Below are 26,372 nucleotides of genomic sequence, written 5' to 3'. Positions count from 1 at the left end.
TTGTAATATTGAGAAAAATAAATCTGCAGTACTACGAATTATGCACATAATTACGAATTATTCGAATATAAGTGAATCTTCCGAAAAATCGACTATTTTTCGAAGCGCACAGAAAAAAGACCCACAGCAGTATGCTGAGGATCTACTTTTCAACGTCTATCAACAGCCACGTTTGCTCCTTAATAATTGCCGGCAAAGCGGCTCGGTGGCGGCACATTCCCATCTTTTTCGAAGCTGTCCATGTACACGGCCCGTTTCGCCACAGTGACCTCTGCTGCATCCAAGGCTTTCACGTTGTCGCCCTGAAACAGTTCATCAATAATCCATTTCTGCCCGAACCCGGCATGAACCACCTCATCGGCCCAATCGAAGTCCTGGAAAGTTGTCATTAACGGGTCCTTGACGACATCCCGGCAGAATTCCCACTCTTCTCTTTTTCCCGGTGGATATTTCATCGCAGCTTTTTCTATGGCAATGGTTAAATGTGTATATGCTTCATCCCTATTGAACAATTGACTGGTCATATCATACCAGCCCGTCCAATTCGGGATGGCATGAACATCGTAGCTCTTACTCCGCAGCGCCGCTTCTCCGAACCAGCAGTGCCTGACCTCATCCCAACAATGTCTGGCGGTATCGTAGTAAAACGACCATGGCTTCCCTTCCGTAGAAAAGTGCACATAAGCGACACCTTCGGCAGGCGACATCTCGAAGTAACGGGAAAGCATCATTTGAAGAAACCGTCCTTCATCATTGTCTTCGAATGTCATGCCCTTCATTTTGACGACCGACGTTTGAAACCGATCATCTCTGGTGCTCGCAATAGGGAGCTGAAAAGGTTCCGTCTCCACAATCAAGCTCGGATTCACCGGTATCTGCTCCTCGCAGCCATCAATGCCCCCAGCTGCTTGCAGCAGCGCTTGAATATACTGCTTCCAGCGCTCTGCGCTCTCTACCTCTTCCCCGCTGGCGGATGCCATAAAGTGAGCAATCGCCTGCTCGCCCCAAACCATTTGCCCTTTGCGGTCGCTAAGCTGATGCTGCAAAAGATGGATCGTCGGTTCATCCACGAGGGGTTGAGCTTCAGATAGATACCTGTTCACCGCATTGATTGATGCTGGCTTCAGCACCTCAAATAAAGCGACCAGCAAGTTTAGCGTATTGGACGATTCCAAAATTGTCGTCATCAACCGATCTAATGCATCATCCGGGCACTTCTCGAATGCTCTCACGCTCATTCGAAGCTGCTTGCAGCGGTTGCGGAACTGGTTATAAAATTCGGCATCCTGCCAGGTGAACCGAGCTAATGCTCCTTTTACCTCATATTCAGGTCGTGCCGTCATGTGTCCCGCTTCGAGATTCATACAACGCCGATCAACGTACGCAATGCGCTGAAGACGCTTAGCCGATTCCTCAACAGACAAACCAATTCGATCCCATTGTTCGATTCCCATAAACGGATGCAGCATCATAAAACAGCTCCTTCAAATGTTTGTACTAAAGATACCTTGAATAACTTCATATTACTTGTAAATCAGTGTAAAATGAATTCACTACAGGTTGAAATCTTTGTACTATTCTACATAAAGGAGATAACTGCGCGTGGAATTCATCTCTCAATTAGACTTAAATGAAAACTTCGGCAAAGTCACTTGCGAACGAACTTGGAAATGGGATACTCGGCAGCAGCCATTGGAAGATTTCGATCTCTGGTATGCCTGGAGCGGTTCGGGCATGATGCTGCGAAACAGATTGACATCACCCATCGGAGGCGGAACATGTTTCGTATTCAGGCCGGGAGACCGCACAGCAGCAAGCCATGATCCTCAGCAGCCATTAACCGTCACTTATATTCACTTTTCTTTGGCTGATTATCAGCAATTGCTGCCATCAATGCCATCTGGTACTCATACCGTGAAGGATCGATACCTCTTTGAAACCTATCTCAATCGTTATGTTGAAGCGATGTTGGAGAACACGAAAGATTCCGCCATAGAGGGAAAACTATTGTTAACCTTGATGCTGTTGCAGTTAAAACGCGAAGAAGAGCAGCCGGCCTTACACTCAGCCGATCATACAAACTCGCTCATTCGGATGCTTGCTCACCGTATTCGTCAGACACCGGGCATTCCACATTCGATGGAATCTTTGGCTGAGAATGCGAACTTGTCCCCGCGCTATTTTTCGCTCAAATTCAAAGAAGTTATGGGAATATCCCTGGAACAATATATCATCCAAACCCGCATTGAGCGGGCCGAACACTTGCTGCGCTATAACGGGATGAATGCCTCTGAAGTCGCCGAAGCGTTGGGATACAAGGACTTGTCTTTCTTCAGCAGGCAGTTTAAAAAAGTAAGAGGAAAAAACCCTTCCGAAATAAGAAAAGAAGGGTTGCGGAAATAAATGTTAGAAGTTTACGAGTACAATCAGTCCCCGTTACAACCCTTTGCTGACCCAAAACGTAATACGGTCACCATTCTGAATAGCAGTTCCTGGAGGTATGTCTTGCTTGAATACCGTTCCCTTAGCGGCGCTGCTCGACTCCAAGAAAAACTCGTAGCGAAGACCTGCGTCCAATGCCATATTCTCTGCCTCCTCCCTCGTGCGATTGACCAGATCCGGAACGACCCCAACCTGGTCTTGTCCCGCGCTATCGCCACTCGATTGAGTTTGGGCATCTCCAGGCTCAACCGACGGTGTGGGAGTACGATCGGGTGTCGGCGCAGCAGATGATTTCGACGAATCTTCCCCACTTGTCGATACCGATGCGGGATCGGTCATAGCAGTCGTCGGCATCTTCGCATCGCTCGCATAGTCCTCGTGCGGACGCATCGATAAAAAGATGACCAAAACAAGTACACAGACTCCGGCGAACGCGATTAATGGCCATTTGCGAATAACCTTTTTCTCACTAAATGTAGAAGGTTTGGCATCGAATTGCGTACGTGGTTCTCGCTTATTGCTAGAAATACCAAGTATCCCCTCCAGCTCCAACTGAAAATCTTCAAGCGTGCACAAGCCTTCATACGCCTTGCAGGCTAATGCAACGGCACGTTCCCGAGTTGCTTCTGCCATGTCGGCAAATAACAAACCCATCTCAAATGAGTAAGCACTCATTGAGGACGTTGGAATATCGCTTTTCGCAGCCAGCTGATAAAGCAGCAAACCCAGACCCGGAGCACCGCGCCTCCCGTTGCTCCCCTCCGTCCAACGATTCATGATCTGCAGCTGACCGTTATCTGTGATCCAAAGATTATTCACCTCAACCGAATACGCCATCTGCTGTTTCAGTTGTGCTTCTCGAATAGCGATAGCCAACTCGTGTACATACGTCAGTGCTTTGTTCCCGGTTACCTCCACATCGTTCAGCCGATCGGATAATAGACTTCCCGACTCCGCCCGAAGTACGGCATACAACGATCCCTCTTCCGAACCGAAGTCCAGCATCTGCATGAAAAACTCGTTGGAGATCTGCGACGCTTTTTTCATCCAACGTAAAACTTCCTCGTGAGCTAATGCATCACTTTCTTGAAATATATATAAAAGAACATCCCGCTCAGAGGTTACATCCTTCCCTCTCACGATCAGTCCATTCGTCATTTGCTTAAGCGGTTGAACGATCCTATATCGATTTGCAAGGTTTGCAAGGTTATTCATCGGCGATTTCCTCCTTATACGTATAGTTTATTCGCCAACCAGCTATGTTTTAAGTCACAATTGGCCGTAATTACCATATCTACAAGGCACTCAAACATAGATTAAAAAAGAAGAAAATTTTCTCATAATATCCACTTTTTTCGGGTAATGTATAGGGGACTCACATTAATTATGTACCTTAAGGAGCAGATCATCATGCAAAACCTATACACAGCAACCGTAACAGCCGTCGGCGGAAGAAGCGGGAAAGTCGTCTCTTCCGACCAAGTCATCTCCCTTGAACTCAAAACACCAACAGGGCTCGGGGGTTCAGGCGGCCATGGCACGAATCCGGAGCAGCTTTTTGCGGCAGGCTATTCCGCTTGTTTCGATGGCGCACTGAATCTGGCGATTCGCCAAAAAGGCATCAAAGTAGAGGGCACACAAGTAACGGCCCATATTACAATTAATAAAACGGACGACGGCGGATTTCAGTTATCCGCTGAACTCGATGTGACCGTTGACGGGGTTGACCAACAAGTGGCCAGAGAGCTTGCCGAAGCGGCTCATCAAATATGCCCTTACTCCAAAGCAACAAGAGGCAACATCGAAGTGACAATCAATATTGTTGAATAAGCTTGCCAAATGAAAAGAGGCGACCCCAAAGTCATTGTAATGACCTTGGGGTCGCCTCTTTTTTACACGCTGAGAAACCTCACTCCATCGCCCCATAAACAACAGCCCGTATCCGCGGATGAATAAAAGGCTCGCGGCTCGGAAGCAGCTGCTGCATATAGACAATAGAAAGCTCTTCTTTGGGATCGATTAGCAAATAGGAACCTGCCATACCTGCCCAACCGAATTCACCGATTGTACCGTTGTTTCCCCCAGCTGCAGGATCCAGCAAGACGCGGACGCCGAGGCCATAGCCATAACCGCTCATTTGCGTCCAGTCGAAATCTCGCAGCTGTTGAGCATTCAAATGATTCGTTGCCATCAATTGAACGGTTTTGGGGCTTAAAATTCGAACCCCATCTAGTTCGCCGCCATTAGCTAATACTTGCGCAAACTTGCTGTAATCCCCAATCGTCGAAAGCAGCCCTGCTCCTCCGCTCTCCAACTGACAATCCGGCTGATAGCAGGCATCCAATCTAGTGTTTGGCGTCATTGTGCCATCAGCAGCACAATCATACATCGTGCACAGTCGGTCGCGCTGATCTTCTCGAATTCGGAAGGTGGTATCCTTCATGCCGAGAGGCTTGAAAATTTCCTTCTCCACAAAATCCCCGAACTTTTGGCCTGACAGCACTTCAATCAATGCGGCAAGAACATCGTGGCTCATCCCGTATTTCCAGCGAGTACCCGGCTCAAAGGCGAGCGGCACGGAAGCAACCGCTTTGACCGCCGTTCGAGTGTCCATGGTCTCAGCCGCTTTTTCCAATTTCGCACGCGTTTGGCGTTCCGTTTCGTTGCCGTCTCCGCCATATGTAATCCCGGAAGTCATCATAAACAAATCCTTGATCCGAATCGGAGCTCCCGCCGGGACCAATGTCTTCACACCGAAATCGTTATACTTGTACACCTGCGGGTTTTGAAATTCCGGCAAATAATCACCTAGCGGATCGTTCAGCAAGTAAAGGCCTTTCTCATAAAGCATGAGTGCTGCAACACAGGTCACTACTTTGGTCATGGAATAAATACGGTAAACGGTGTTAAGATTGATCTCTTGCTTTTTGTCCAAATCCGCATACCCCAGGGTTTCCTGATAGATCACTTCTCCCCGGTGTACGACCGTACAGGCACAACCAACTGGCCCTTTCTCCATAAAGCTCTTCAACAGCGGAGTCAACCGCTCGCCTAATCGATCGTTTCTACCCACAGCCACAGCTCCTCTCGGAAACGTTTTCAACTACTATTATATCGTAAGAATAGGAAGTTGTCGCATGTGGTTTTCATAGATGCAAGACTAGTCTAATGCTCTATTTAGTGTTTTTTCTCTAGCAGCAATCATCCAGGCGTTCCAACACATATATCATATCTTCCATCCTTGTTCTGAGCTGCTTACACTGCTCAACGACTGGCTTCTTCTGGTTTCGGAACGATGCGTCGCTTCCGACCAATCACGTGTCAATCGTCCTGAAGCAAGGGGACTATATGGAATGACGCCGATTTTCTCTTCCCTGCAAAGCGGCAGCATCTCCTTTTCCTCTTCACGGTATATGAGGTTCAAATGATTTTGCATCGATACAAATCGGGTCCATCCATTTTTCTCAGCCGCGTGCAATGCCTTCAGGAACTGCCAGGCGTACATCGCGGAAGCGCCAATATATCTTGCCTTTCCTGCTTTAACGATATCATGCATGGCTTCCATCGTTTCTTCAATTGGCGTGTTGTAATCCCAGCGATGAATTTGATACAGATCTACATAATCTGTTCCTAATCGCTTAAGATTCTTATCGAGCTCACTCATGATCGTCTTACGGGAAAGACAGGCACCATTCGGACCTTGATGCATACGGAAATGAACCTTCGTCGCAAGTACAATTTCATCACGATTGGCATAGTCCTTCAGTTCGCGTCCAACGATTTCCTCGCTGGTACCGTCTGAATACACATTTGACGTATTATAATAGTTGGAGTTAACTCCAAGTCAACCCCCTATTTTCCCGCTCATTTGGCCATAAGATGAAGAGCAAAAAAGACCCACAACATGGGTCTGATCATTGTTTTAAATCGTCTAAATATCCGGATTGGGATTAATAATAGCCAGAACTTGATGGTCCTCCCACACGCCATTGATCTTCACATTGCTGCGGGAGATCCCTTCCTTGTGGAACCCGGCCTTCTCTAGCACGCGAATTGAACCAGGATTCTTAGGAGAAGCTTCGCCAATAATCCGATGTATCTTCAATTCCTCGAAAGCATAACGTACCACTTGTTTCACTGCTTCCGTCATATAACCCTTGCCGTTGGCCGCCTGGTCCAAATTGTAGCCAATCATGCAGCTCTGCAGCGGTCCCCGTACGACATATGTTAGCCCGATGGTGCCGACGATCTGATCGTCTTCCGTTTGGCATATCACGAAGGAATATTTCCGATCCTCCATGCGATCGATTCTGCTCTTATTCAACCATTGGAGCATGTGCTCCTCCGTATAATAGTCATCTGAATTGCTTGGAGAAAATTGCTCAAAAAACTCCCTATTGCGCTTGTTCATTGCAATGATCTGTGCAATGTCCGCTTCTTCAGGGAACCGAACATAGACTAGTGGTTGAGACATCTGCACCATCCTTTTACTCTTTTATTTTTTTCGCGCAGTGACAATCGGCTGGTAATACCCTGTTTCGGATGGCATCAGCCATTCGATGGAAGAGAATCCCGCTTGCGTCAAAATACGACTAAATTCCTCTCGCAGCAATGCTCTGTATCTCGTTTTATTATGCTTAGTTTTCCACACGCCGTCAATTTCTTGCATAATAAAGTGATTAGTCAGATAAGTGGCCGAATCCTCTTCCCAGTCCCAAATTTGAAAAACAATGCGCTTTCCCTGATCAAAGATACGGGGTTCTGTAGCTTTTGGCTTCAATTTCACCAATTCATCGTAATCTCTTATTGTAATCAAAATTATTCCATTATTTTCCACAATATTATACATATTACTAGCAGCTTTAAAAAGATCTTCATCCGCAAGAAGGTGAGGGATCGCGTTATCGGCCGAAAGAACGATATGAAACATTCCAGAAACGTCTTTGTCCAACGTTCGAAAATCAGCTACACCTCCACTTAATTCTACCCCAAAAGACGTCGCCTCTTTTTTCGCTCTTTCTACGGACACTGGACTTAAATCTGTCGCTGTCACTTTAAATCCGTTTAATGCCAAGCCTATTGCCTGTGTGCCAATCCCGCAAGAACAGTCCAACAGTGTGATTTCTTCTGTAACCGAAGTCGTGAATTTTGAACGGATGATTCTGTTTAATGTTTCTCCTTGCGAAATAACGGCTCGTGTCCATTCTTCGAAAAGTAAATGATAGTCTTCTGCAAGTTCATCATAAAATTGTAAAGCAGACTCATTCAATATCCTCACCTCATTATTTTTTAAAAAGGTCCTGCCTGTCTTTTTCTCATTGTACACGATCGAAGGCATTCCATCTGCACTAAAAAACGTCCACTCGTAGAGTGAACGTTTAATTTAGTTAACTATTAATCTTTCACAGACCCTTGCATAAGTCCGGCAATAAATTGGCGGCTAAATAGTGAAAATACAATGATGAGCGGCACGGTAGCCATTAGTGTAGCTGCCATGACCATGGAATAATCGGTGCTGTATACCCCGTTCATAGAAGCAATCAACATCTGGATTGTAAACTTTTCCTGCACCGAAATGACGACAAGCGGCCACAAGTAATCGTTCCACGACCCTAGAAATGTAATGATCCCAAGTGTTGCAAGTGCTGGACGAAGTACTGGAAGCGCGACTCTCCAATAAAGGTCGAACGAGTTACAACCGTCAATTCGACCTGCATTAACAAGCTCGTCATGCACGACGGAAGTCGTATACTGCCGCATCCAGAAAATACCGAACGCGCTAGCCGCTCCTGGAACAATAAGCGCTTTGAGATCATTGATCCATCCAAGCTTTTGCATAATGATAAATTGTGGAATTAGCCCAAGCTGTTGGGGCACCATCATGGTTGCTAATAAAAAGAAGAATAACGGCGCCTTCGCTGGAAATTGGAATTTTGCAAATGCAAATCCTGCTAGAGAGCAGAAAAACAACACCAACGCCGTATGCGTACCTGCAACAAGAAGGCTATTGCCAAATGAACGGAAAAAGCCGACATGATCAAGCACTTTTCCAATATTGACAAGCAGTTGGTCACCAGGCAGAAGCCGAGGCGGAAACCGGAACATATCCGCCGTCGTCGCAGTCGACATGACAAGCAGCCAGTAGAAAGGAAACAGGGATAAAATTGCCCCGGTGATCATGACAACATGGAGCCAGAGGGTGCCTGGCGCTCTTGTCTTTTTCACAGCAACAGCAGTAATGACCCGTCCGAGGGATACTTTAGAAGATGATGGCACCATCAAACCCCCTCCCCTCTCGAGACGAATTTCCAATTCACAAACGAAAATATGCCGATAATCAGAAACAGCATCCATGCAACGGCAGAAGCATAACCGAACATTTGGTTGCCAAACGCCTGATTATACAGGTATAACACCAGCGTCAGACCGCCTTTCGTCGCTCCTCCGGTATTGCCAACCAGAATGAGTGGCTCCGTAAACAGCTGCATGCCGCCAATCGTTGAGAGAATAACGGTAAAGAGAATAATTGGCTTCAGAAGCGGCAGCGTAATGCTGAAAAACTGCTGCTTGCGGCTGGCTCCGTCAATGGTCGCAGCTTCGTACAAATCATGTGGGATACTCTGAAGTCCCGCCAAATAAATGATTGCGTTATAACCGGACCAACGCCAAATGACCATAAGCGAAATGGCAACTTTGACCCAAAACGGATCATTGATCCATTCAATGCGAGGAAGCCCTATTGCCTGCAGCAGGCCGTTAATGAGACCGAATTGGCTGCCAAAAAACGATCCAAAAATGATAGCGACTGCTACAATCGAAGTAATGTTAGGCAGAAAATAAACCGCCCGGTAAAAATCCTTAAACCGCATAAAGGCTGCATTAAGTAAAAAGGCAATCACGAGCGCAGCGAACAGCTGAGGCACGGTGGACAGAAACCAAATGACAAACGTGTTGCCAACCGATGTCCAGAATTCCGGATCGTCCGTCAATAGATTTCGAAAATTGCGGAGCCCTACAAACTCCATGGGGCCAAGCCCATCCCAGGAATGAAACGCCAGATACAGCGAGAACAGGATCGGAAACAGGCTAAAAGCGATAAAGAGAATATAAAATGGAGAAATCATTACGTAGGGCGCCAGATGGGCTTTGAACCCTTTCATCGGCTCCACATCCTATCCTCATAAGATATACCTACAGGGAGCAAATCGCTACCATCACCGCTATGGGCTAGTGAATCGAGATTGCCCCCTATTGGCTTTTATTTATTCTTCAACTTCGTTTTGGCCTTCTCGACGAGTGACCAGAACTCTTTATCAGGGTCTTTCGTTTTATCTACCGCTACAGCTTGCATGCCGTCGCCAATGATATCCGCAACCGTTTGATAGTTCGGCCCCTTACGCTGCACTTTGACGTCCTTAGCAACTTCAGAGTACAACACACCTAGCTTCTGATTGCCCCAAAACTCATAGCCCGTTTCCGTGAAAGCCTTGTCTCCATATACAGATGGAGTTGAAGGGAAGTTGCCGGATAGTTTAAAGACTTCAAGCTGCTGCTGCGGAGAAATTAACCAACTAATAGCGGTGTAAGCTTCCTTAGCATATTTGGACTCCTTAGGAATGGTCAGGAACGATCCGCCCATGTTGCCAGTGCCTTCCGGAATTTTCGCTGCACGCCATTTCCCTTTCGTATCTGGAGCACGGGTTTCAACATGTCCTCGGCCCCATGCGGCTGAAATATAAGTGGCAATTTTACCTGAGTTGAGAGCGGCCGAATACTCTTGTAGGGCATTCTTCTGATCATAACTACCCGCTATACCCATATCTCGAGCCTTTTTAAAATAATCCAAAGCCTTCTTCACTTGCGGATTTTTTTCAATGATAAGCTGATCATCTTTATCAAAGTACAATTCATCCCCTTGGTCGCGAATAGCGCCGAAAAGTTCGTTAGGATTGGATAAAATATCGGCACCCGTTTTCTCTTTAAGCGTTTTACCCGCAGCTAGGAAATCGTCCCATGTCTTGATCTTGGCTGCAACGTCGTTCGGCTCGGATGGCAATCCAGCTTGTTGGAACAAATCCTGCCGATAATAGAGCACCATCGGACCGATGTCTGTCGGAAGACCAAGCTGTTTCTCACCGACCGTGGACTGTTTCCACTTCCATTCTAGAAAGTCTTTTGCCATATCCTTGGCGCCAAACGTATTAAGATCATTAAATTTATCTGGGTATTTCAGAAACTGATCCAACTGGGAAATATCGATCATTGCGATATCCGGAGCTCCAGACCCGGCAGACATCGCCGTTAAAAGCTTTTTGTGCGCATCTTCCCATTTGTAAATTTGCGGAATGATCTCGATGTTAGGATGGGTGCGGTTAAACTCAGGGATGATTTTCTCGAATGAAGCCCCCTGCCAAAACCACATTTGCAATTGAACTTTCTTGCCATCGCTTGCTTTCGCATCCGTTTTTACTGCTTCCGGCGCTCCTCCACCACTGCTGCAAGCACTAAGAAGGAGGACGGAAGCCATTAGCAAACCTAAGGCCTTACCCTTCGACACGTTTTTCATCGATTAACGCTCCCTTCAAATTTCGAGCCTATTAAGAAAGCCCTTACATTTAGTATAAACAGGGGTGGACAACCCGTATAGGTAACGCATCTTCGATTTCTTGGACTTAAGTTAGGAAAGTTCCGTCCACCGTCCGATAAGCCCCCGGAGCTATCCCCTCGAACGTTTTGAAGATTCGGCTGAAATAAGCGGGATCCTTATAGCCTACTTTTTCACACACCTCATAGATCTTCAAATTCGTATCCCTTAACCATTTTTTAGCCTCAGTCAAGCGGTGTTGCGTTAAATAGTGCGTATAAGTCATTCCCGTTTCCTGATGAAATAAGTTGCTCAAATAATTGGGATTGACTTGATATTGCTGGGCAAAATCGGATAAGTTCGCTGCACCCGCATACTCTTTGTGAATATAGCCTAGGAGCGCTCGAATGATCGGCGGGAACGATTCACCGCCACTTTCTTTACGTGTAATTTCTGTGAATCCAAGGCTGATCATGCTGCGTATGTACATCAAGCTAAGATCCCCGATCTCCTTTGTCGCTCCCCCATACCCAGTCTTCACCTCAATCCGCAGCTTAGCCGCCATCCACTTCGACGTCTCTTGAACTTCCCTCTCCCAAGCCTCTTGATCGCATTGATTGGCAAACAACACAACCGTGACGAGTCGGTCCTCCAAACACACGGCTGCTGTGCCCAGACGGCTAAATGCCTCATAAGCGCACTCCCGTATAAAATAACGTACCGAAGCCTCTCCTAATGACCTTAAGTCTTTGGTTGAAAAGGAAACGAGCATCACCTTCTTGTGTGAAGGAATCAAACCTTCATCGAAGGTTGGGACCGGCACGCCTTGGAGGAGATCATGAAGGCGTTTTTCCAGCAGCGCGCGTTCTCTAATGACATTAACTTGCTGAGATTCCTGCCTGCGACGATGTTTCTCGTAGGATGCGAGATATACCTCCCTGAGCTTTTCCTTCGACAATGGCTTGAGCAAATAAGCATGAACCCCGTGTTCCATTGCCTTCTGCGCATAATCGAATTCCGCATGCCCCGTGAGTACATATACATCGGTTCCAGGCGAATGCTCTCGCGCAAATTCCGCTAATTGCAGACCATCCGCTGCAGGCATACGGATATCCGTAATAAGGAGGTGGACTTTCTGCTTTTTTAACAAAGCCATTGCCTCAAGTCCATTTGCTGCATCCAACACTTCTCCCACGCCATCTAAGCGTGAAAGGGTTCTGCATACCGGATGGCGCACATTTGCTTCATCATCGACGACAAGAACTGTAAACATCACGATCAACCTCCCGTATTTATCTGCTTCAATCGGCGGACGATATCCTCCCAAGTATGTTCTGGATCTGCTCCCTCTGATTCCACTCGGCGCAAACCCTCTTTTATCATTCGTTCAATCCCTTCATATTCAAAATCATTGTAAGCCGCTTTATAACGAAGTGCCGTATACGAGTAGATCTGACCGACAGGTGCGTCATGAAAAAAAGCGTCTCGCACCTCTAGAAACTCCCGGGTCGAATAAGACTCCGGTGTGGAAGGGAAATTACCGCTGCCAATGAAATTGTCCAGCTGCTGTGCCGGTGCCGTCAGCCACTGAGCGAGTTCATAGGCCGCATGAGGATTTCGGCTCGTTCGTGGAACAGCCAGACATGTCCCTGACCAGTTCGAGGGAAGTCCAGGGGCTCGGGCTAGATCCCAGACACCTGCGGTAGAGGGGGCAACTTTCTTGAAAGCTCCATGAAGCCAAGAGGGTGCAACAACAACGGCAAACCTCCCGTTTACGGCAGCTGCAGCCCAGGCGGAAGATTGCGACGGAAGGCCCGCATTTAACCCGAGCTTATGGAAGCGTATAGCTTGATCCCAAGCTTCTTTCACATGCGGATCAAGCTCGTGATCCATCGGCGTCAAGTAATAGCCGTCGAACTGGTTCAAATAGCTCATAAATACGTTGGTCAAATTATCGATAAGATAAGCGCCTGTTTTCTTCTTGATTTCCAAGCCAACCTGCTCCATTTGTTCCCAATTGGTTAGAACTTCGGCCACTTCCTCGCGTTCGACCGGCAGCCCTGCCATCTGAAACAAGTCCCGGCGGTACGCTAATGCGACAGGGCCGATGTCCACTGGCATCGCAAATAGAAAGCCGCCATCCTTGCTTTCAGCTTGGCGCCACTTCCAATCCAAGTAGTGCACCCTCTCATCGCCGTAATCGTAGAGATTAAAAAATTCATTTTGAAAACGCTTTACTTGATTTAGTTGAGAAGCCTCAAGCAGAACGAGATCCGGCGTATCTGCTTTCGTAGCAAGGGACGTCATCAGCCCCGGCAAAACATCGTCAAGCTGAAAGCTGACAATCTCCACATCCACTCCGGGATGTTGGGCCATATACTTCTTAACGAGCCGTTCAAGTCCACTTCCCGGCCATAGCCAAATCCGAAGTTTCACGACTTGCGACGTGTTTTCGTTCACACTAGGTAAAGCTGCTTGAGGTTCACAGGAAGTCAAGAATAGGAAACTCACCAGGCAAACAATGAGCCATAAGGTAGATTGATTTCCTTTTCGATCATTAAGCAGCGCCAGTCCCCCCTTTCTTGGACAATAAGGGTGGCACCGTAACCATCTCCGAAGTATGAATCGGCAAAGACAGCATAACCTGCAGCCCGCCTAGCGGACTCTTGGAGAGGCTAATCCCGCTGCTTGGCCCGAAGAACGCCTGCAGCTGCTTGTGAAGGTTGCTCAGTCCAATTCCACGTCCCTGCTTCTCAAAGCTTTGCTCTTGATGGATGGATACCTCCAACAACTGCAATGCCTCTTGCGTCATCCCTACGCCGTTGTCCTCTACAGAGCACTTCACCATGCCGTCTTGCCGGTAGATCCGAACTCGGATTTGCCAATCCCCTTCATCTTGCTGCTCCAAGCCATGATGAAATGCATTCTCGACTAATGGCTGGAGTACGAGTCGTATAACGCGTTGTTGTTCTAGTCCATCTTCCACATCTATGCTGACCTGAAACTTCTCTCCGTATCTTGCTCGCTGCAAAAGCAAATATCGATTCAGCTGTTCCATATCTTCACCCAATGTTACGAGATCCGTCGATGGGTGGACACTATAACGGAGCAGTTCGCTTAGTGCGAGTGTCATGGCTTGCGCCTGATCCGGCCGCTCGTCCTCTATGGTCCAATAAATCAGATTGAGTGAATTGTACAAAAAGTGAGGCCTGAACTGCGCCTTAAGTGCGACCAACTGCGCCCATTGAACTGTAATTTGCTGCTCCGAGAGCCGCTCTACAACGTCCTCCAACTCTTCCACTAAGGCATTGTAATTGGCATAAAGTCTAGTGATTTCTCGGCTCGCAAATGGTTTGTCAATCGGCTTGACCCCTTCCTTACGGAGTCGATTCATGCCATCGGCTAGCAGCCGGATTGGTTTGGTAAGTGTCCATGTAAAATATGTCACAAACACTAATGCAATGAGGATGCCTGCACCCATAGTGAGCAAGGCATGAGCCCAAATTTGAGAAGCCTCGCTGTTGACGGCCTCAGGTTTGAAATAGGCGATTGTCGTCCAACCGCTGTACGAAGATTTCGCATAAGACACCAGCACTTGCCGCTGATCCTCCCTTGTCTTCCATTCGAAGAAGGGTTGCGCATTTCTTCCAAATTTACTGAACAGCCCTACATCCGCAGCCGTACCGATTTCTCGTGGCACCGTAGAATATACGATGTTGCCGATGGAATCCATTACCTGCACCTTTCGCTCGATGCGTTGGCCTGTTTCGCCAATAATCCGGTTGATTTTATCTACCGGAAATACAATAAACTCGTCCCCGAGTGGTGTCAGACTTGACGGGTCCTTCAGCTTGCGGGCTCCGATGATCGCCGGGATTTCGCCATCCCGCCAAGCAGGCCCGTATACCCACAGCATATGTCCGTCAAGCGTTTGCATTTTGCTGTACCAGCTTACAGCAGCTACATCGTCCGCCATTCGCCAGAATAACTGCATGGATTCATTCGAGGCGTAGGCGTGGCCATTGCGGTCGAATAAATGAAGCAGCATATCCCCGGCAATGTAGCGTATTTTTTCCGCCAAATACCGATTTAGGTCCATGGAAATTTGGGGTTCGGCACCTTGTGGGGGAACATCCGCTTTCAAAGCAGCCAGCACTTTCTCATCAAAGGCAACCATTTGCGTAGCCTGATCGTATTGACGCAGCAACACATCAATTTTGGCCGACAGCTGTTCCACGGATTCTTGGGTATAGCTTGCCGTACGGTTGAGCACAATCTGTGACGTCATGCGATAATTCAGCAAATTTGTAAGCGCGATCGCCAATGCGGCAATCAAGAACATCCCCGCGAGCAACTGGACAAAAATGGGTACAGGGCGTCGCAGCACCGTGCTTCACCTCCATCATTAGGTGTAAAATAGGTTGTCAATTACCTTTTTCTACCTATGAGACCTTTCCCCTCTATACGCCGCTCAAAATATGTCTAATGAACTAGTTCCCTGCCGAATATCGGCATATTTCGATTCGTTTTGTCGAATAAAAAAAGACACTGGTAGGTGTCTTCTGGTTAAGTTTTGTATCCCAATTAATACTTAACAGTATTAACGTTTTCTTATTCTCATAAAAATTCTTTTAATAAAATTCGGCTTGATGATTTTTATGTTACTCACTGGGACATTTCCAGTGATGTTAACAATGCCTTGTCTTGGATTACCTTTTTGATAAAGGGTAAATAATTCAATCCCTCTTGTATACGTCTCACTTAACTAAATTCTATTATTGCCCTTCTGAACTGTTGATTTCTGTCCTGAAACTCATCCGCATGTTTTCCATTCCAATCAAAATCAATTTGTACTTTCAAGTTGCTGTCATAACTTGAAACAAACGTTAAAGGGTTCATATCTACTATCCCTTTTCAAGGTTATTAATACTAATGTTATTGGTTTGTAGTAACTTCTCTAGTACAAGGTTAATCCCTGTGACTTTATCAAAACTTAATGCTATACACCAGTTAGTACTATCTTGGATATTTCCTTAGAAATAATATTTTCTTCTATTTTCCGAACAACTCGCTCGTTATTAGACGCATCTTGTCATTCAATGTATATTAGGAGCAGCCTTTCAGCAAATGCTTATCATTTTTCTCTCTTTTCCAACCTAACTTGTTCAAATTCCTCAACAAAAAAAGGAGCTGCTTCGCAGCAGACTCCTTGATCCATCTATAACTTAAATTAAAGCGGACATAATTGGATTATCCAGAACCATCATCATATCATTAACAATGTGAGCCGCTGCATGATGGCGCTGCAACTTAGCCATACGAGCTCTCATTTCTTCGCTTTTAGTGGGATGGCGTATGAATTGTTCAATATTTATGTAAAAGTCCTCCATCTTATTGGCGATTGAAGCTACACCGAGCCTGGATAAATACAAGGCATTTTCTTTCTCCTGACCGCCGTTTGGCTTATATACAAAAACCGGCAGTCGCAAAGCTATAGCCTCTGTCAACGTTAAACCGCCTGCTTTCGTTACAATGCACATGGCTCTTGACATCCACTCGTGAACATTATCAACAAAGCCTAAAATGGTGATCCCCGGGTACGCAGCAAAATCTGCCTCAAGTCGATCTTTCAACTTCTCGTTATGGCCACAAATGACAACTAGCTGACAGTCTTTAAGAAGCAGCAGCGAATCCAACATTTCATCCAGATAACTGGTTACTCCGCTTTCCGTAGCCATGATAAGGATAATTTTCTTTCGCTGAGATTGCGTTTGCGCGCGAATGCTCGCTGCTGCGAACTCTTGTTTTAGCGGAATGCCGCTGACTTCTATACAATCCTTGTTATATCCTTTAAAAATAATTTGTTGCTTCAAATCCTCCGTTGCCACGTAATACCGATCGACTTTTGGATGCAGCCAAGTTGCATGCAACGCGTAATCCGTGAGTACTGTAAAATTTTTGACCCCCATTGCACTACAAACGATTGGAGCGGCGCCGAAGGGAAACGTGTTGACAACAACATCCGGACGTTCTTTTTGAATGAGTTCTCTCAGTTTCTTTTGACCCAAATATGTCATTGATCTCTGAAATAGCGCGGTCTCTTTCGTTTCACGTGTTAAATAATAGCTCCAACCATAGTAGTCGAGCCCTAATTTAGAGCTTTTTGTACTTTTACTGATTAACGAAGAAGTTATTGAGTAGATCCACGGATGGCCTTCCTTCATGAGATTAACAATTTTCACTTGCTCTATACCTTGTTTGAAGAACTGCTGCTGCAGCGCTTTAGAAGCTTGAATATGTCCATTGCCATAACTAGCCGTAAGAATTAAGATGCGAGGATTAAAAGGCATCGTTGAAATACCACCTTTCAACACAAACTTTAATAAACGGATATAAATAACTGTTCCTACAGTTTCAATGTATTGCGAGTTGCACGGATCTATTTCAATTTTCTTTAACCATAACATATGCCAATGGGGATATGAAGTAGGTGATCTGCCGTGATGTAAATTTTCAGAAACAATTCATATTTCCATACTAATCTATTAAATGTGCCCTCACAGACAAGTCATTCCAGCATATGCTAAAGTATCCTCGCTAGAAAGGAATGATAGAAATGGCTTTATTAATCAACCACTTTTATGGTATTGTTTACCGCAGTGCCAATGGGTTCATTACCGTTTTTAACGGTCGTGTGGTCTCCAGAAATCGTAACTCCATTGTTCTTCGATTTATGAATAATCGTGGTGTCGTTGTTCTTAGAAGACTTTTCCTTCTTCAAATTCTTAGATTTGTCGCTATTTAATGGCTAACGAATGTTCAAAAAAGAGGCGCTCCCATGGTCTGACTTAAGGGAGGCCTCTTCTTAATTAATTCATGTTATGAATTATATGCAGCATCCCGAATCAATGACGCTCATTCACAATGCTTCGCCTTTCGGGTGTTCAAGCAGGTGCAGCAGCTGATTGCCAATCGCATACCAGACACCATTGGATTTGACAGGAGGGCGCCTATATTCCTGAAAATTTAAGAGATAAGGGAGTTAATCTTAAGTACTACTTGCAAATCATTAATACATTTCCATCTGGGTCTTTGAAGTTAAACCAGTGATCATTTTCGATTTCAGTTAATAATTGAACATTTTTTGCTTTCATAAATTCAAAGGCTTGAACGATATCATCGGTGCGAAATTGAAAGGCTGGCACTTTATAAACGTAATCAGGTGCATATATTTTGCTGTCCAGCACAAGGCTTGGCCCTTCCATCGGCAAAACGTAAATATGCCCGAACAAAACTTCTCCATCCGACGGTAAGCCTAAAATATCGCAATACCAGTCACGAGCCTGTTCTATGTTGCTGACTGGAAGAAAAACGCCACCGATTTTGTTCTGAATTGGATTCATACCCATCCTCCAACGTATTTGATTAGATTAACAATTACTCATCCTTTAGTGGAGACAATTTAGGCGGTTGTGGCTGACCTAATAGATTGCATGTCCAACGCAGCGCAGGTCCCAGCTGTAAACACTGAATATATCGAAGCCGCGGGAGCTGAGGAATTGGCGGTTTCCCCGCTCTTGTAGCAAAGAATCCTGCCGCACAAACGGCAACAGCTTGCTCGGCGAATTCGGGGAATTTAATGCCGTATTCAGCCATTTCCTTTTTGTAAATAGGCAATAAATGTTCTGCGGTCGGCCCTCCTTCCCCTTCCAAGCTAGGAAAGAAAAAACCAATATCAAATAGCAAAGGGCCTCTACAAGCCAATGCCCAATCAAATAACACTAATCTTCCGTCTCTGAAACGAAGATTATCCGAGCGTATATCTTTATGGATCAAACCCCAGGGTTGGTCTTGACGCATAAGATCCGTTTCAAGAGGAATCAAAACATCAAGTACCGCATCCAGCCAAGCCTCCGCTTCATCTCTATTCTCGTGAAACAAGTCAAGAAAATAATTTCGCTCTTCGCTGCTCTGTTTCATGGAAAGCCAGTTCTCCGTTACACCACGGGCAGACATCGCTTCCACCTTATCAGCCTCGGCGATTCCCTGTACGTGAAATTGGGCTAGGTCGCGCATCGCCTGTACCGCTAATGCTTCGGTCCAAGCCGGCACTTTCTTACTGCCCTTTAAATCCTCCAGTAATAATAGATGCCATCCCTGAGTGCTGACTGACCCATAATAACGTGGGGAAATCGGCGAAATCGCACGAACCTCACGATACACGGCTTCTTCTAACGGAAGCACCCGCCAATTCTCTGGTAGTGATCCCTGTCCTGCTCCCTTGGCAAACAGCGTTCTTCCATCTTCTAAAAAAATACGAAACGTTGCCGTCGGTCCATATCCTCCGAACACACGAGTTGCCGTTCGAATCGAGCTTGCCATCTTCTCTTCCACTTGCTTCCTCAAGGTAAGGGGTACATCACGCCAATAAGGCTTAGGCTCGCGCATCTTCTTTCACCTCTCCTCTGTTGGTTACGCCAATTCCAAGATGATTATGGGATACTTGCTCCGAGGCTGACATTCATCTCTTCTTGCTTGTATTTTAGCACTGGAAATTGAACCGTTACCCTCGTTCCGCTGGCTTGCGAATTATTTTCAATATCGACTCGATAACGGGTCCCGAAAAAGGCTTCAAAACGTTCTTTTACATTCCGTATCCCGTAACCGCCCGTATTTCCTTCCCGTTGGGCATTCCAGTTTTTTTTCAGCCCGACGCCATCATCCGTGATTTGAATAATAACATCTCCTTGTTCTTCTTTGGCGCTAATGGTAATATTTCCGGTTAATCGCTCATTAAATCCATGCATAATCGCATTTTCAATGAACGGTTGTAACGTCATTTTGGGGATGTACCAATCTTGTAAATGCTCTGCCAGATCGATGGAAACGGTCAACCCCTCCTCCCAGCGCAGCTGCTGGATCTGCACATAGCACAACGCGTGTGTAAACTCTTCGCGAATCGTGATAAGGCTTTCGCCGTTGGACAGCCCGATTCGAAACATTTTCCCCATCAGCTCAAGAATTTGACTTAATTTATCATGCCCGGCAGTCAGTGCCATCCAATTTAATTGATCTAACGTGTTATACAGAAAATGTGGGTTTATCATCGCTTGCAGCGCTTTGATTTCTGCTTTCTTTTGCTCCTTATATTGATTCTCCAATGAAACATATAGCGACTTGATGCGATCCATTAATTTGCGATAACCGGAGAATAACACACCGAATTCATTCTGATAGTCTTCCGGCAGATTCACTTTATTCGTGTTAGCTGTGTATCTCCCCATTTCGTGGAGCAGCTGACGTATAGGTGTAATGAATAGATTCGAAAAATATAAGGTAAACAACAAGGCAATCAGAATCGCCGAAACACCCACAAGAGATAAAACAGCGGAGATGTGAACACTGCCTTTTGTAATTTGGTTCAATGGCGTGAGCTGAACGAGCATACAACTGGAGTTATAATGCATGGCCCATACCATTAAGGTATTCTTTTGAGAGCTAACCGAGTCGCTACTTTCGGGAAGCCCCACTTTCATATAACCGCTTTCATTATTCATGTCCAACAAATAGGACTTTATCTTCGTTGGTAAGGAGGGATCACCGATGTAAGTGATTACTCTGCCCCCTGAATCAAGCAGTATCCGGTTAGAGGTCGGGATTTCACCGCTGATCTGATTTTGAATTGATGACGATTTCAAGTTGAGCATCATGAACCCCTGGTATTTCCCGCTATTCGAATAGATTTTGCGGGCGAAGCTGATGACTTCTATTCGGCCTTGATTGGAAGTAATGGTATGTTCGCCAATCCATGCGAAGTCTGCATTCTCAACAGCTTCATACCAGCTTTGGTCTTTGGCTTGATTCATGTCAATAAATGAAACAAGACTTTGTGATTTCGATGGAAACGCATTCCCCGTATATAATTCAATAGACTGAATAATTGGCGTAGAATATGCGATATTACTCAAAAATGTTTCTAGTTCTTCACGTTTCTGATAATTGACGTAGGAATCAGTGGTCATGTCCGGATATTCCGTTGTCACAATATTCCTGGTCGCAGCTAGAGAAATTTGCTCAATTGCACGCATTTGAATTTCAATTTTGTTATATAATTCATTCAAATTTTCTTTTTGATAATAGGTTGTTACCCGCACCAGTTCTTTTGTTGAAAGTGTGTAGGTTAGCAAAATGACAATCGTGAGCAAGATGAGGACAAAACTTGTTAAGCCTCCAAAAAGCAGATAATCGATCCGGTATCTTTTAAACATCTTTTTCATTCGCCATTCCGCCTTAATGTGAGTAATTCCGCTGGTGTAATTCCAAAGTGTTTTCTGAAAGTGGTACTAAAATAAGGGATATTATTGTAGCCGACTTTATTTGCGACCTCATAGATTCTATATTTTCTTTCTAAAATAAGCCGTTTAGCCTCTTCCATCTTCACACTGATAATATAGTTGTTGATGGTCTCTCCTGTTGCATTCTTGAAAATTTGACTTAAATAATTACGAGAGATATACACTTTATCGGCAAGTTCGGCAATCGTGATATCATTGGCATAATTCTCACGAACATATTGTTTGATAAAATCAATGGCCATCTTATGCTTAAAGCTTTCTTGCCAAGGCTGATTCGTACAGATTCGCTGAATAATGCTGTGCAACCATGCTGCATACTGATCAAACGTATTCACTTTATTCAATTCGCTTTCCATACTTTGATCCTGAAAGATCTCCGTCAGTCGGATATCCTCATCCGCTAGCGCGAAGCTGAAAATAGCCCAAAATTGCGCCCCAAGTAAGCTGAATGGAGGAGGGGTTGCGCTTACCCTTAAGGTAGCCATATAACTTTCAATCAACTTCTCAGCATTCTTGCCTTGCGTTGTTTTGATATCTTCAATAATTTGTTGATAAAACTTAATCGGTTTGGCCGTCGTCTGGATGTGACTGGCGGGGAAACGCTCCGTATTCACATATTCAAACACGCCGGTTGATTGAAGCACTCTGGCATCCGGGACCAGTGGTTGAAAAGCCTCTTCCAACGAATCCGATAGGTTGGACCAATTCTCGGTGAATCTGCCGATACCAATTCGGATTGTAATATCGAGATAGGCTTGTACACATTCTATAATTTTCTTGGCAATAGTTCTTATATGATCGATATGCTCCGAATACACCGCGTTTTTTTCAAAATGAAGAATTAAAGCGGCATGATAGCCATGCAATTCAACATAATCATAAGATCTTTTTTCGGCTTGGAGAATTTCTTTCATAATGTTTTTAATAGCAAAACGAAATAATAATCGATCTTGCGTCCGGACATCGGAAATTCTCGACGTTCTTAGAATTTCTAATCCAAGGACGATATGGCTTTGATCCTCTCTCATGTTGCATAAAAGTGTCATTTCATTCCAATTGCTAGCTGTCCCCGTCACGACTGTCTTTAACTGTTCTTTCCGCACGAAAGGCTCATATTCGTCAATTTGGTCTCGTAGTTTCTCCTGCTCAATCTTTGATTGATTTTCAAGTTCGATGGACGAAATGGTTCGCAGCAGCACTTCCGTAATTGTGTTTCTAGAGACTGGCTTTGATAAGTAATCCTCAACTTGAAGTCTTAGCGCTTGACGAGCCACTTCAAAATCGGCGTACCCGCTATGAATAAGAATCTTTCCTTCAAAACTCTCATTGCGTAATGTTTCTATCATTTTCATTCCACCCATAACAGGCATATAAATGTCTGTGATGACGATGTCGGGCTTTTTCTCCCGAATCAGTTCTAATCCGCGCTCTCCATTCAGACCCTCTCCTACTAACTCGGCTCCGATTTCTTCCCAGGGAATCACTTGTTTCATTCCTTTGAGTACTTGCCGATCATCATCAATGATTGCAACCTTCCACATCTCGTTGCCTCCTATAAAAACGGGTGTCATGTCAAAGCACCCCTTAATTATAACATCAGAATAACCGAATTAGGGTTTCTATGTTAACTAAGGGGTGCTTACAACTACTTATTTTTCATATTCAGCCGATTTTTTCTTCAGCTCGTCAAAACCTTGCTCAATCTTCATTTTTCCAAACATAATCGATTCTGTGATCGTTTTGTAATCCTTCGTATCGAAATTGTTCCAGCCTTTTGCACCCGGATTAAATTGTTGAGCTCCTTGTGTAGCCATGTTGATCATATCGATTGTCAATTTATCGGCGCTACTGAATTTCGGTTGTAATTGGGCGAGAATTTTACTTGAGACAGGCACACCACGTGTTGTTCCCGAAATTTCTCCTGCTTCCGGATTGTTAATAAACCAGTCAATGAACTTTTTGGCTTCTTCTTTATGCTGAGAATCTTGGCTAACGCTGAAGAAGAACGTTGCCTTCAACCAACTTCCGCCTTGCTTGTCCTTAGGCATCGCATAAACACCGATGCTGCCAGGTTTCAAGCTATCCCAGGAAGAAGCTTGTGCTGCATGCGCTGCTTTGAAGATAATTTTTCCAGTAAGCATCAAGTCTTGTTTCGGATCCAAATCAACGTCGCTAACCGATACATCAGCTGGTGGAATAATACCCGCATTGCGGAAATCTTCGGCCATTTTCATCCATTCCAACCATGTGTCCTTATCAAAATTAAACTTTCCATCCGGTGTAACGGGGTATCCTTTTCCTTTACTTAATTGATAAGACGTATACATATCACGATTTCTCGCAAAATCCCCAATGACGTAATGATCCTTGTCCAACTTGGACTTAATGTCTTTCGCTAGGCTGAAAAATGCATCCCAGGTAATCCCTTCAGCCGGAAGCTTGATTCCGAGTTTGTCCAGTGAGCCTTTGTCATAAATAAGACCCCAAGCATTCCCCCCAAGCGGAACTGCCGTTTGCTTATCTTTGTATTTCCCAGCTTCAACCAGTTTAGGATCTACATCCTTTTCATTGATAGAGCTGATATCCGCCAACTGGCCTCTAGCGTTCCAATCTGCCAGCCACGCTGCGTCCATCTGAATAATATCCGGAGCATTTTTCGCTGCGGCTTGTGTCGTCAGTTTATCGATATACCCGTCAAACCCTGAGTACTCCGGTTCGAACGTGACATTTGGATTATTTTTGGTATAAAGCTCCAACATTTTTAATGTCGCATCATGACGTGGCTGAGAACCCCACCACATTATGCGCAGCTTAACAGGTTTATTGCTTGTTGTAGCATTCGTTGTACTGCCTGGGCTCTTGCTTTCGGCTGCTTTAGGCGATGATTCTGCCGCACCGCATCCTACTAACGATAATCCGATTGCTGTTGTTAACATGGCGATTGTCAGTCTTTTTCTCATTGTAGCCATTCGTCATAACCCCTTCGTGATATAGTAGTTTGAATTTTCTATCTTTAATAACTATAGCTCTATCAAATCATCATGCCTATGATAGTACCCAACGATTTGTTTCAAAATTCTCCTAATATTCGCTCAACCTTTAATCCCTGTCGTGGCGATTCCTTCCACGAAATATTTCTGTGCAAATGTAAAAATGAGCACCGACGGGATGATGGAAACAAGCCCCATCGCCAAAAGTTGTCCCCACTGCTGAGCGGACTGCGAATCATTGAGCATTCTTAAGGCCAGTCCTACGGTATACTTATCGACCGAATTGATGTAGAGCAGATGGCCAAAAAAGTCGTCCCAATTCCATAAAAAGCAATAGATAATAACGGTTAAAAGAGCGGGTCTCGTAAGTGGCATCACGATGCGCCAATAGATGCCGAACCAGCTGCAGCCATCCATTTTCGCCGATTCATCCAGTTCTCTAGGAATCCCGCGAATGAATTGGACAAGCAAGAATACGAAGAAGGTTCCTCCTGCTCCCCCAGCCAAAGAGTGAGGTACAATGAACGGTAAATAGGTATTAACCCAACCGAGATGATGGAATAACGAATATTGTGGAATGATCGTTACTTGACCTGGCAGCATCAAGGTAAGCATTAAGATTGCAAACCAGAAATTTCGCAGCCGAAACTGCAATCTAGCAAACCCAAAGGCAACCAAGCTGCAAGAAATGACCGTCGTAAACAGAAGTCCAATGATGAGTTCAAAGTTATTGATGTAAAAATCAGTAAACGAATGGCCGGGAATGGCGTTCCAACCTTTCGAGAAGTTGCTCCATAGCGGATGTGCCGGGAACAGACCGGGCATACTCAGCTCTTGATTGGATTTTAAGGAAGCTCCGACCCACCACAGGACTGGATAGATCATGGCGACGCTCAAGCATATTAGAATGACGTGAGTGAATATATGTCTACGTTGTAAAGAGGTACTCATTTCTGTTCCTCCTTTTCAGATTCATAGAAAACCCAATACTTGGACGAAAGAAAGATGACGGAAGTCGAAAGTGCAATAATGATCAACATAATCCATGCAAGGCTGGAGGCATATCCCATTTGCAGTTGACTGAAAGCGCGCTCATATAAGTATAAAGCGTACACATACGTAGAATTCATTGGTCCACCCTGTGTGATGATCATTGCCGGCGTGAACATTTGGAAGGCACCAATGATTCCCATAATGATATTGAAATAGATCGTTGGGGAAAGCATCGGTAAGGTGATGTTAAAAAACTGTCTAACCTTCCCCGCTCCATCCGCAGAGGAGGCTTCATACAGGTCTTGTGGGATTTGTTTCAAGCCTGCCAGAAAGATAACCATCGCTGAACCGAATTGCCACACGACGAGCAGAACCAATGTGCTCAAAGCGGTGTCTGGATTGTTGATCCAGCCTATGCCTTGGATACCGAATAAACCAAGAACTTCGTTGATATACCCGTCTCTGCCAAAAATATTTTTCCATAATAGCGATACGGCAATGCTTCCTCCGATTAACGAAGGGAAGTAAATCATCGTTCGATAGGCCGATATCCCTCTAAGGCTCTTGGCAAGGAGCATTGCAATGAATAATGCGGCAATCAGTCTTAAAGGAACGGAGCCAAGCACATAGAGAAAAGTTACTTTGACAGATTGATAGAATCTAGTGTCTACCGTGAATATTTTCTCGTAATTCCTGCCCCCTACCCAATTCGCCTCTTCAAGTAAAGAAAAATCGGTAAATGAATAATAAAGGGATTGAATCATCGGATAAAGCGTTAACAATAAGAATCCGATTAACCAAGGCGAGATAAACAAATGCCCGGTAATAAAGGAATCCCATCGTTTTACTTTTGTAGACCGACGTTTGGTTGTTGAGGTTACAATTGTTGTTTCCATGTAGCTCACCTCGTTGTGTTTTTAGTTTATTATAGAAACAAACGATAGGCATTACTATAATAGTAAACTCCAATTTCTTTCAATTTACTCAGAAAAAAAGCCCGCTATTTAG

The 26,372-nt window shown here is 45.1% G+C and carries 21 protein-coding genes and 1 pseudogene; 2 read left to right on the top strand and 20 right to left on the bottom strand.

All coding sequences use genetic code 11. The features are described from left to right. Positions 1–179 precede the first annotated feature (179 nt). A complete protein-coding gene (locus PCH02S_RS15050) occupies positions 180–1,472 on the bottom strand; it encodes a hypothetical protein (protein ID WP_127454340.1) in 1,293 nt (430 codons plus the stop codon). A 130-nt stretch (positions 1,473–1,602) separates the two neighbouring features. On the opposite strand from PCH02S_RS15050, the gene PCH02S_RS15045 reads away from it, so the two are divergent. Beyond that, positions 1,603–2,403, top strand: coding sequence for an AraC family transcriptional regulator (locus tag PCH02S_RS15045; RefSeq protein ID WP_246069087.1), 801 nt, complete (start codon positions 1,603–1,605; stop codon positions 2,401–2,403). A gap of 33 nt (positions 2,404–2,436) precedes the next feature. Here PCH02S_RS15045 and PCH02S_RS15040 read toward each other — a convergent pair whose 3' ends face one another. Further along, positions 2,437–3,657: a PASTA domain-containing protein gene (locus PCH02S_RS15040; RefSeq protein ID WP_127454336.1), complete on the bottom strand. Its 1,221-nt coding sequence runs from the start codon at positions 3,655–3,657 to the stop codon at positions 2,437–2,439. Between the two features lie 195 nt (positions 3,658–3,852). Between PCH02S_RS15040 and PCH02S_RS15035 the strand changes: the two genes are divergently transcribed. Continuing rightward, positions 3,853–4,272 carry an organic hydroperoxide resistance protein gene (locus tag PCH02S_RS15035; RefSeq protein ID WP_127454334.1) on the top strand — a complete coding sequence of 140 codons (420 nt, stop codon included), beginning with the start codon at positions 3,853–3,855 and terminating at the stop codon, positions 4,270–4,272. Between the two features lie 79 nt (positions 4,273–4,351). Here the strand turns inward: PCH02S_RS15035 and PCH02S_RS15030 are convergent, their stop codons facing one another. The 18 genes and pseudogenes from PCH02S_RS15030 to PCH02S_RS14940 all read right to left on the bottom strand — a co-directional run bounded on the left by PCH02S_RS15030 (position 4,352) and on the right by PCH02S_RS14940 (position 26,260). Beyond that, positions 4,352–5,515, bottom strand: a complete 1,164-nt coding sequence (locus tag PCH02S_RS15030) for a serine hydrolase domain-containing protein (protein WP_407670076.1) — start codon at positions 5,513–5,515, stop codon at positions 4,352–4,354. 198 nt (positions 5,516–5,713) lie between these two features. Then, positions 5,714–6,271 (bottom strand): annotated as a pseudogene (locus PCH02S_RS15025) (aldo/keto reductase); the annotation flags it as partial. A gap of 102 nt (positions 6,272–6,373) precedes the next feature. Next, entirely contained in the window at positions 6,374–6,916 is a 543-nt protein-coding gene (locus PCH02S_RS15020; protein ID WP_127454332.1) for a GNAT family N-acetyltransferase, read from the bottom strand. A 21-nt stretch (positions 6,917–6,937) separates the two neighbouring features. Continuing rightward, positions 6,938–7,711: a class I SAM-dependent methyltransferase gene (locus PCH02S_RS15015; protein WP_127454330.1), complete on the bottom strand. Its 774-nt coding sequence runs from the start codon at positions 7,709–7,711 to the stop codon at positions 6,938–6,940. Positions 7,712–7,836: 125 nt separating this feature from the next. Further along, positions 7,837–8,622 carry a carbohydrate ABC transporter permease gene (locus PCH02S_RS15010; RefSeq protein WP_246069091.1) on the bottom strand — a complete coding sequence of 262 codons (786 nt, stop codon included), beginning with the start codon at positions 8,620–8,622 and terminating at the stop codon, positions 7,837–7,839. 98 nt (positions 8,623–8,720) lie between these two features. Beyond that, positions 8,721–9,602, bottom strand: a complete 882-nt coding sequence (locus PCH02S_RS15005) for a carbohydrate ABC transporter permease (RefSeq protein WP_127454326.1) — start codon at positions 9,600–9,602, stop codon at positions 8,721–8,723. Positions 9,603–9,700: 98 nt separating this feature from the next. Beyond that, positions 9,701–11,008: an ABC transporter substrate-binding protein gene (locus PCH02S_RS15000; protein ID WP_127454324.1), complete on the bottom strand. Its 1,308-nt coding sequence runs from the start codon at positions 11,006–11,008 to the stop codon at positions 9,701–9,703. Between the two features lie 106 nt (positions 11,009–11,114). Continuing rightward, positions 11,115–12,299, bottom strand: coding sequence for a response regulator transcription factor (locus PCH02S_RS14995; protein ID WP_127454401.1), 1,185 nt, complete (start codon positions 12,297–12,299; stop codon positions 11,115–11,117). Between the two features lie 5 nt (positions 12,300–12,304). Further along, positions 12,305–13,486 carry an ABC transporter substrate-binding protein gene (locus PCH02S_RS14990; RefSeq protein WP_246069086.1) on the bottom strand — a complete coding sequence of 394 codons (1,182 nt, stop codon included), beginning with the start codon at positions 13,484–13,486 and terminating at the stop codon, positions 12,305–12,307. A gap of 97 nt (positions 13,487–13,583) precedes the next feature. Next, the gene (locus PCH02S_RS14985; protein ID WP_246069085.1) at positions 13,584–15,413 is read right to left on the bottom strand and encodes a cache domain-containing sensor histidine kinase; all 1,830 of its coding nucleotides are present in this window, start codon (positions 15,411–15,413) and stop codon (positions 13,584–13,586) included. Between the two features lie 838 nt (positions 15,414–16,251). Continuing rightward, complete coding sequence (locus tag PCH02S_RS14980; protein ID WP_164819573.1) at positions 16,252–17,376, bottom strand: MGDG synthase family glycosyltransferase; 1,125 nt, start codon at positions 17,374–17,376, stop codon at positions 16,252–16,254. A 705-nt stretch (positions 17,377–18,081) separates the two neighbouring features. Beyond that, the gene (locus PCH02S_RS14970) at positions 18,082–18,429 is read right to left on the bottom strand and encodes a VOC family protein (RefSeq protein ID WP_127454319.1); all 348 of its coding nucleotides are present in this window, start codon (positions 18,427–18,429) and stop codon (positions 18,082–18,084) included. Between the two features lie 34 nt (positions 18,430–18,463). Then, a complete protein-coding gene (locus tag PCH02S_RS14965) occupies positions 18,464–19,474 on the bottom strand; it encodes an aminoglycoside phosphotransferase family protein (protein ID WP_127454317.1) in 1,011 nt (336 codons plus the stop codon). A 44-nt stretch (positions 19,475–19,518) separates the two neighbouring features. Then, entirely contained in the window at positions 19,519–21,303 is a 1,785-nt protein-coding gene (locus PCH02S_RS14960) for a cache domain-containing sensor histidine kinase (RefSeq protein WP_127454315.1), read from the bottom strand. Next, positions 21,300–22,922, bottom strand: coding sequence for a response regulator transcription factor (locus tag PCH02S_RS14955; RefSeq protein WP_164819572.1), 1,623 nt, complete (start codon positions 22,920–22,922; stop codon positions 21,300–21,302). The genes PCH02S_RS14960 and PCH02S_RS14955 overlap by 4 nt, the downstream gene beginning before the upstream one ends. A gap of 108 nt (positions 22,923–23,030) precedes the next feature. Further along, complete coding sequence (locus PCH02S_RS14950) at positions 23,031–24,350, bottom strand: ABC transporter substrate-binding protein (RefSeq protein ID WP_127454312.1); 1,320 nt, start codon at positions 24,348–24,350, stop codon at positions 23,031–23,033. Between the two features lie 123 nt (positions 24,351–24,473). Then, the gene (locus tag PCH02S_RS14945) at positions 24,474–25,322 is read right to left on the bottom strand and encodes a carbohydrate ABC transporter permease (protein ID WP_127454310.1); all 849 of its coding nucleotides are present in this window, start codon (positions 25,320–25,322) and stop codon (positions 24,474–24,476) included. Further along, positions 25,319–26,260: a carbohydrate ABC transporter permease gene (locus PCH02S_RS14940; protein ID WP_127454308.1), complete on the bottom strand. Its 942-nt coding sequence runs from the start codon at positions 26,258–26,260 to the stop codon at positions 25,319–25,321. The genes PCH02S_RS14945 and PCH02S_RS14940 overlap by 4 nt, the downstream gene beginning before the upstream one ends. Positions 26,261–26,372 lie beyond the last annotated feature (112 nt).

The organism is Paenibacillus chondroitinus NBRC 15376 (genome assembly GCF_004000765.1).
In the GTDB taxonomy this organism is placed as follows: Bacteria; Bacillota; Bacilli; order Paenibacillales; family NBRC-103111; genus Paenibacillus_E; species Paenibacillus_E chondroitinus.
This window is presented reverse-complemented; position numbering and strand designations above follow the sequence as displayed.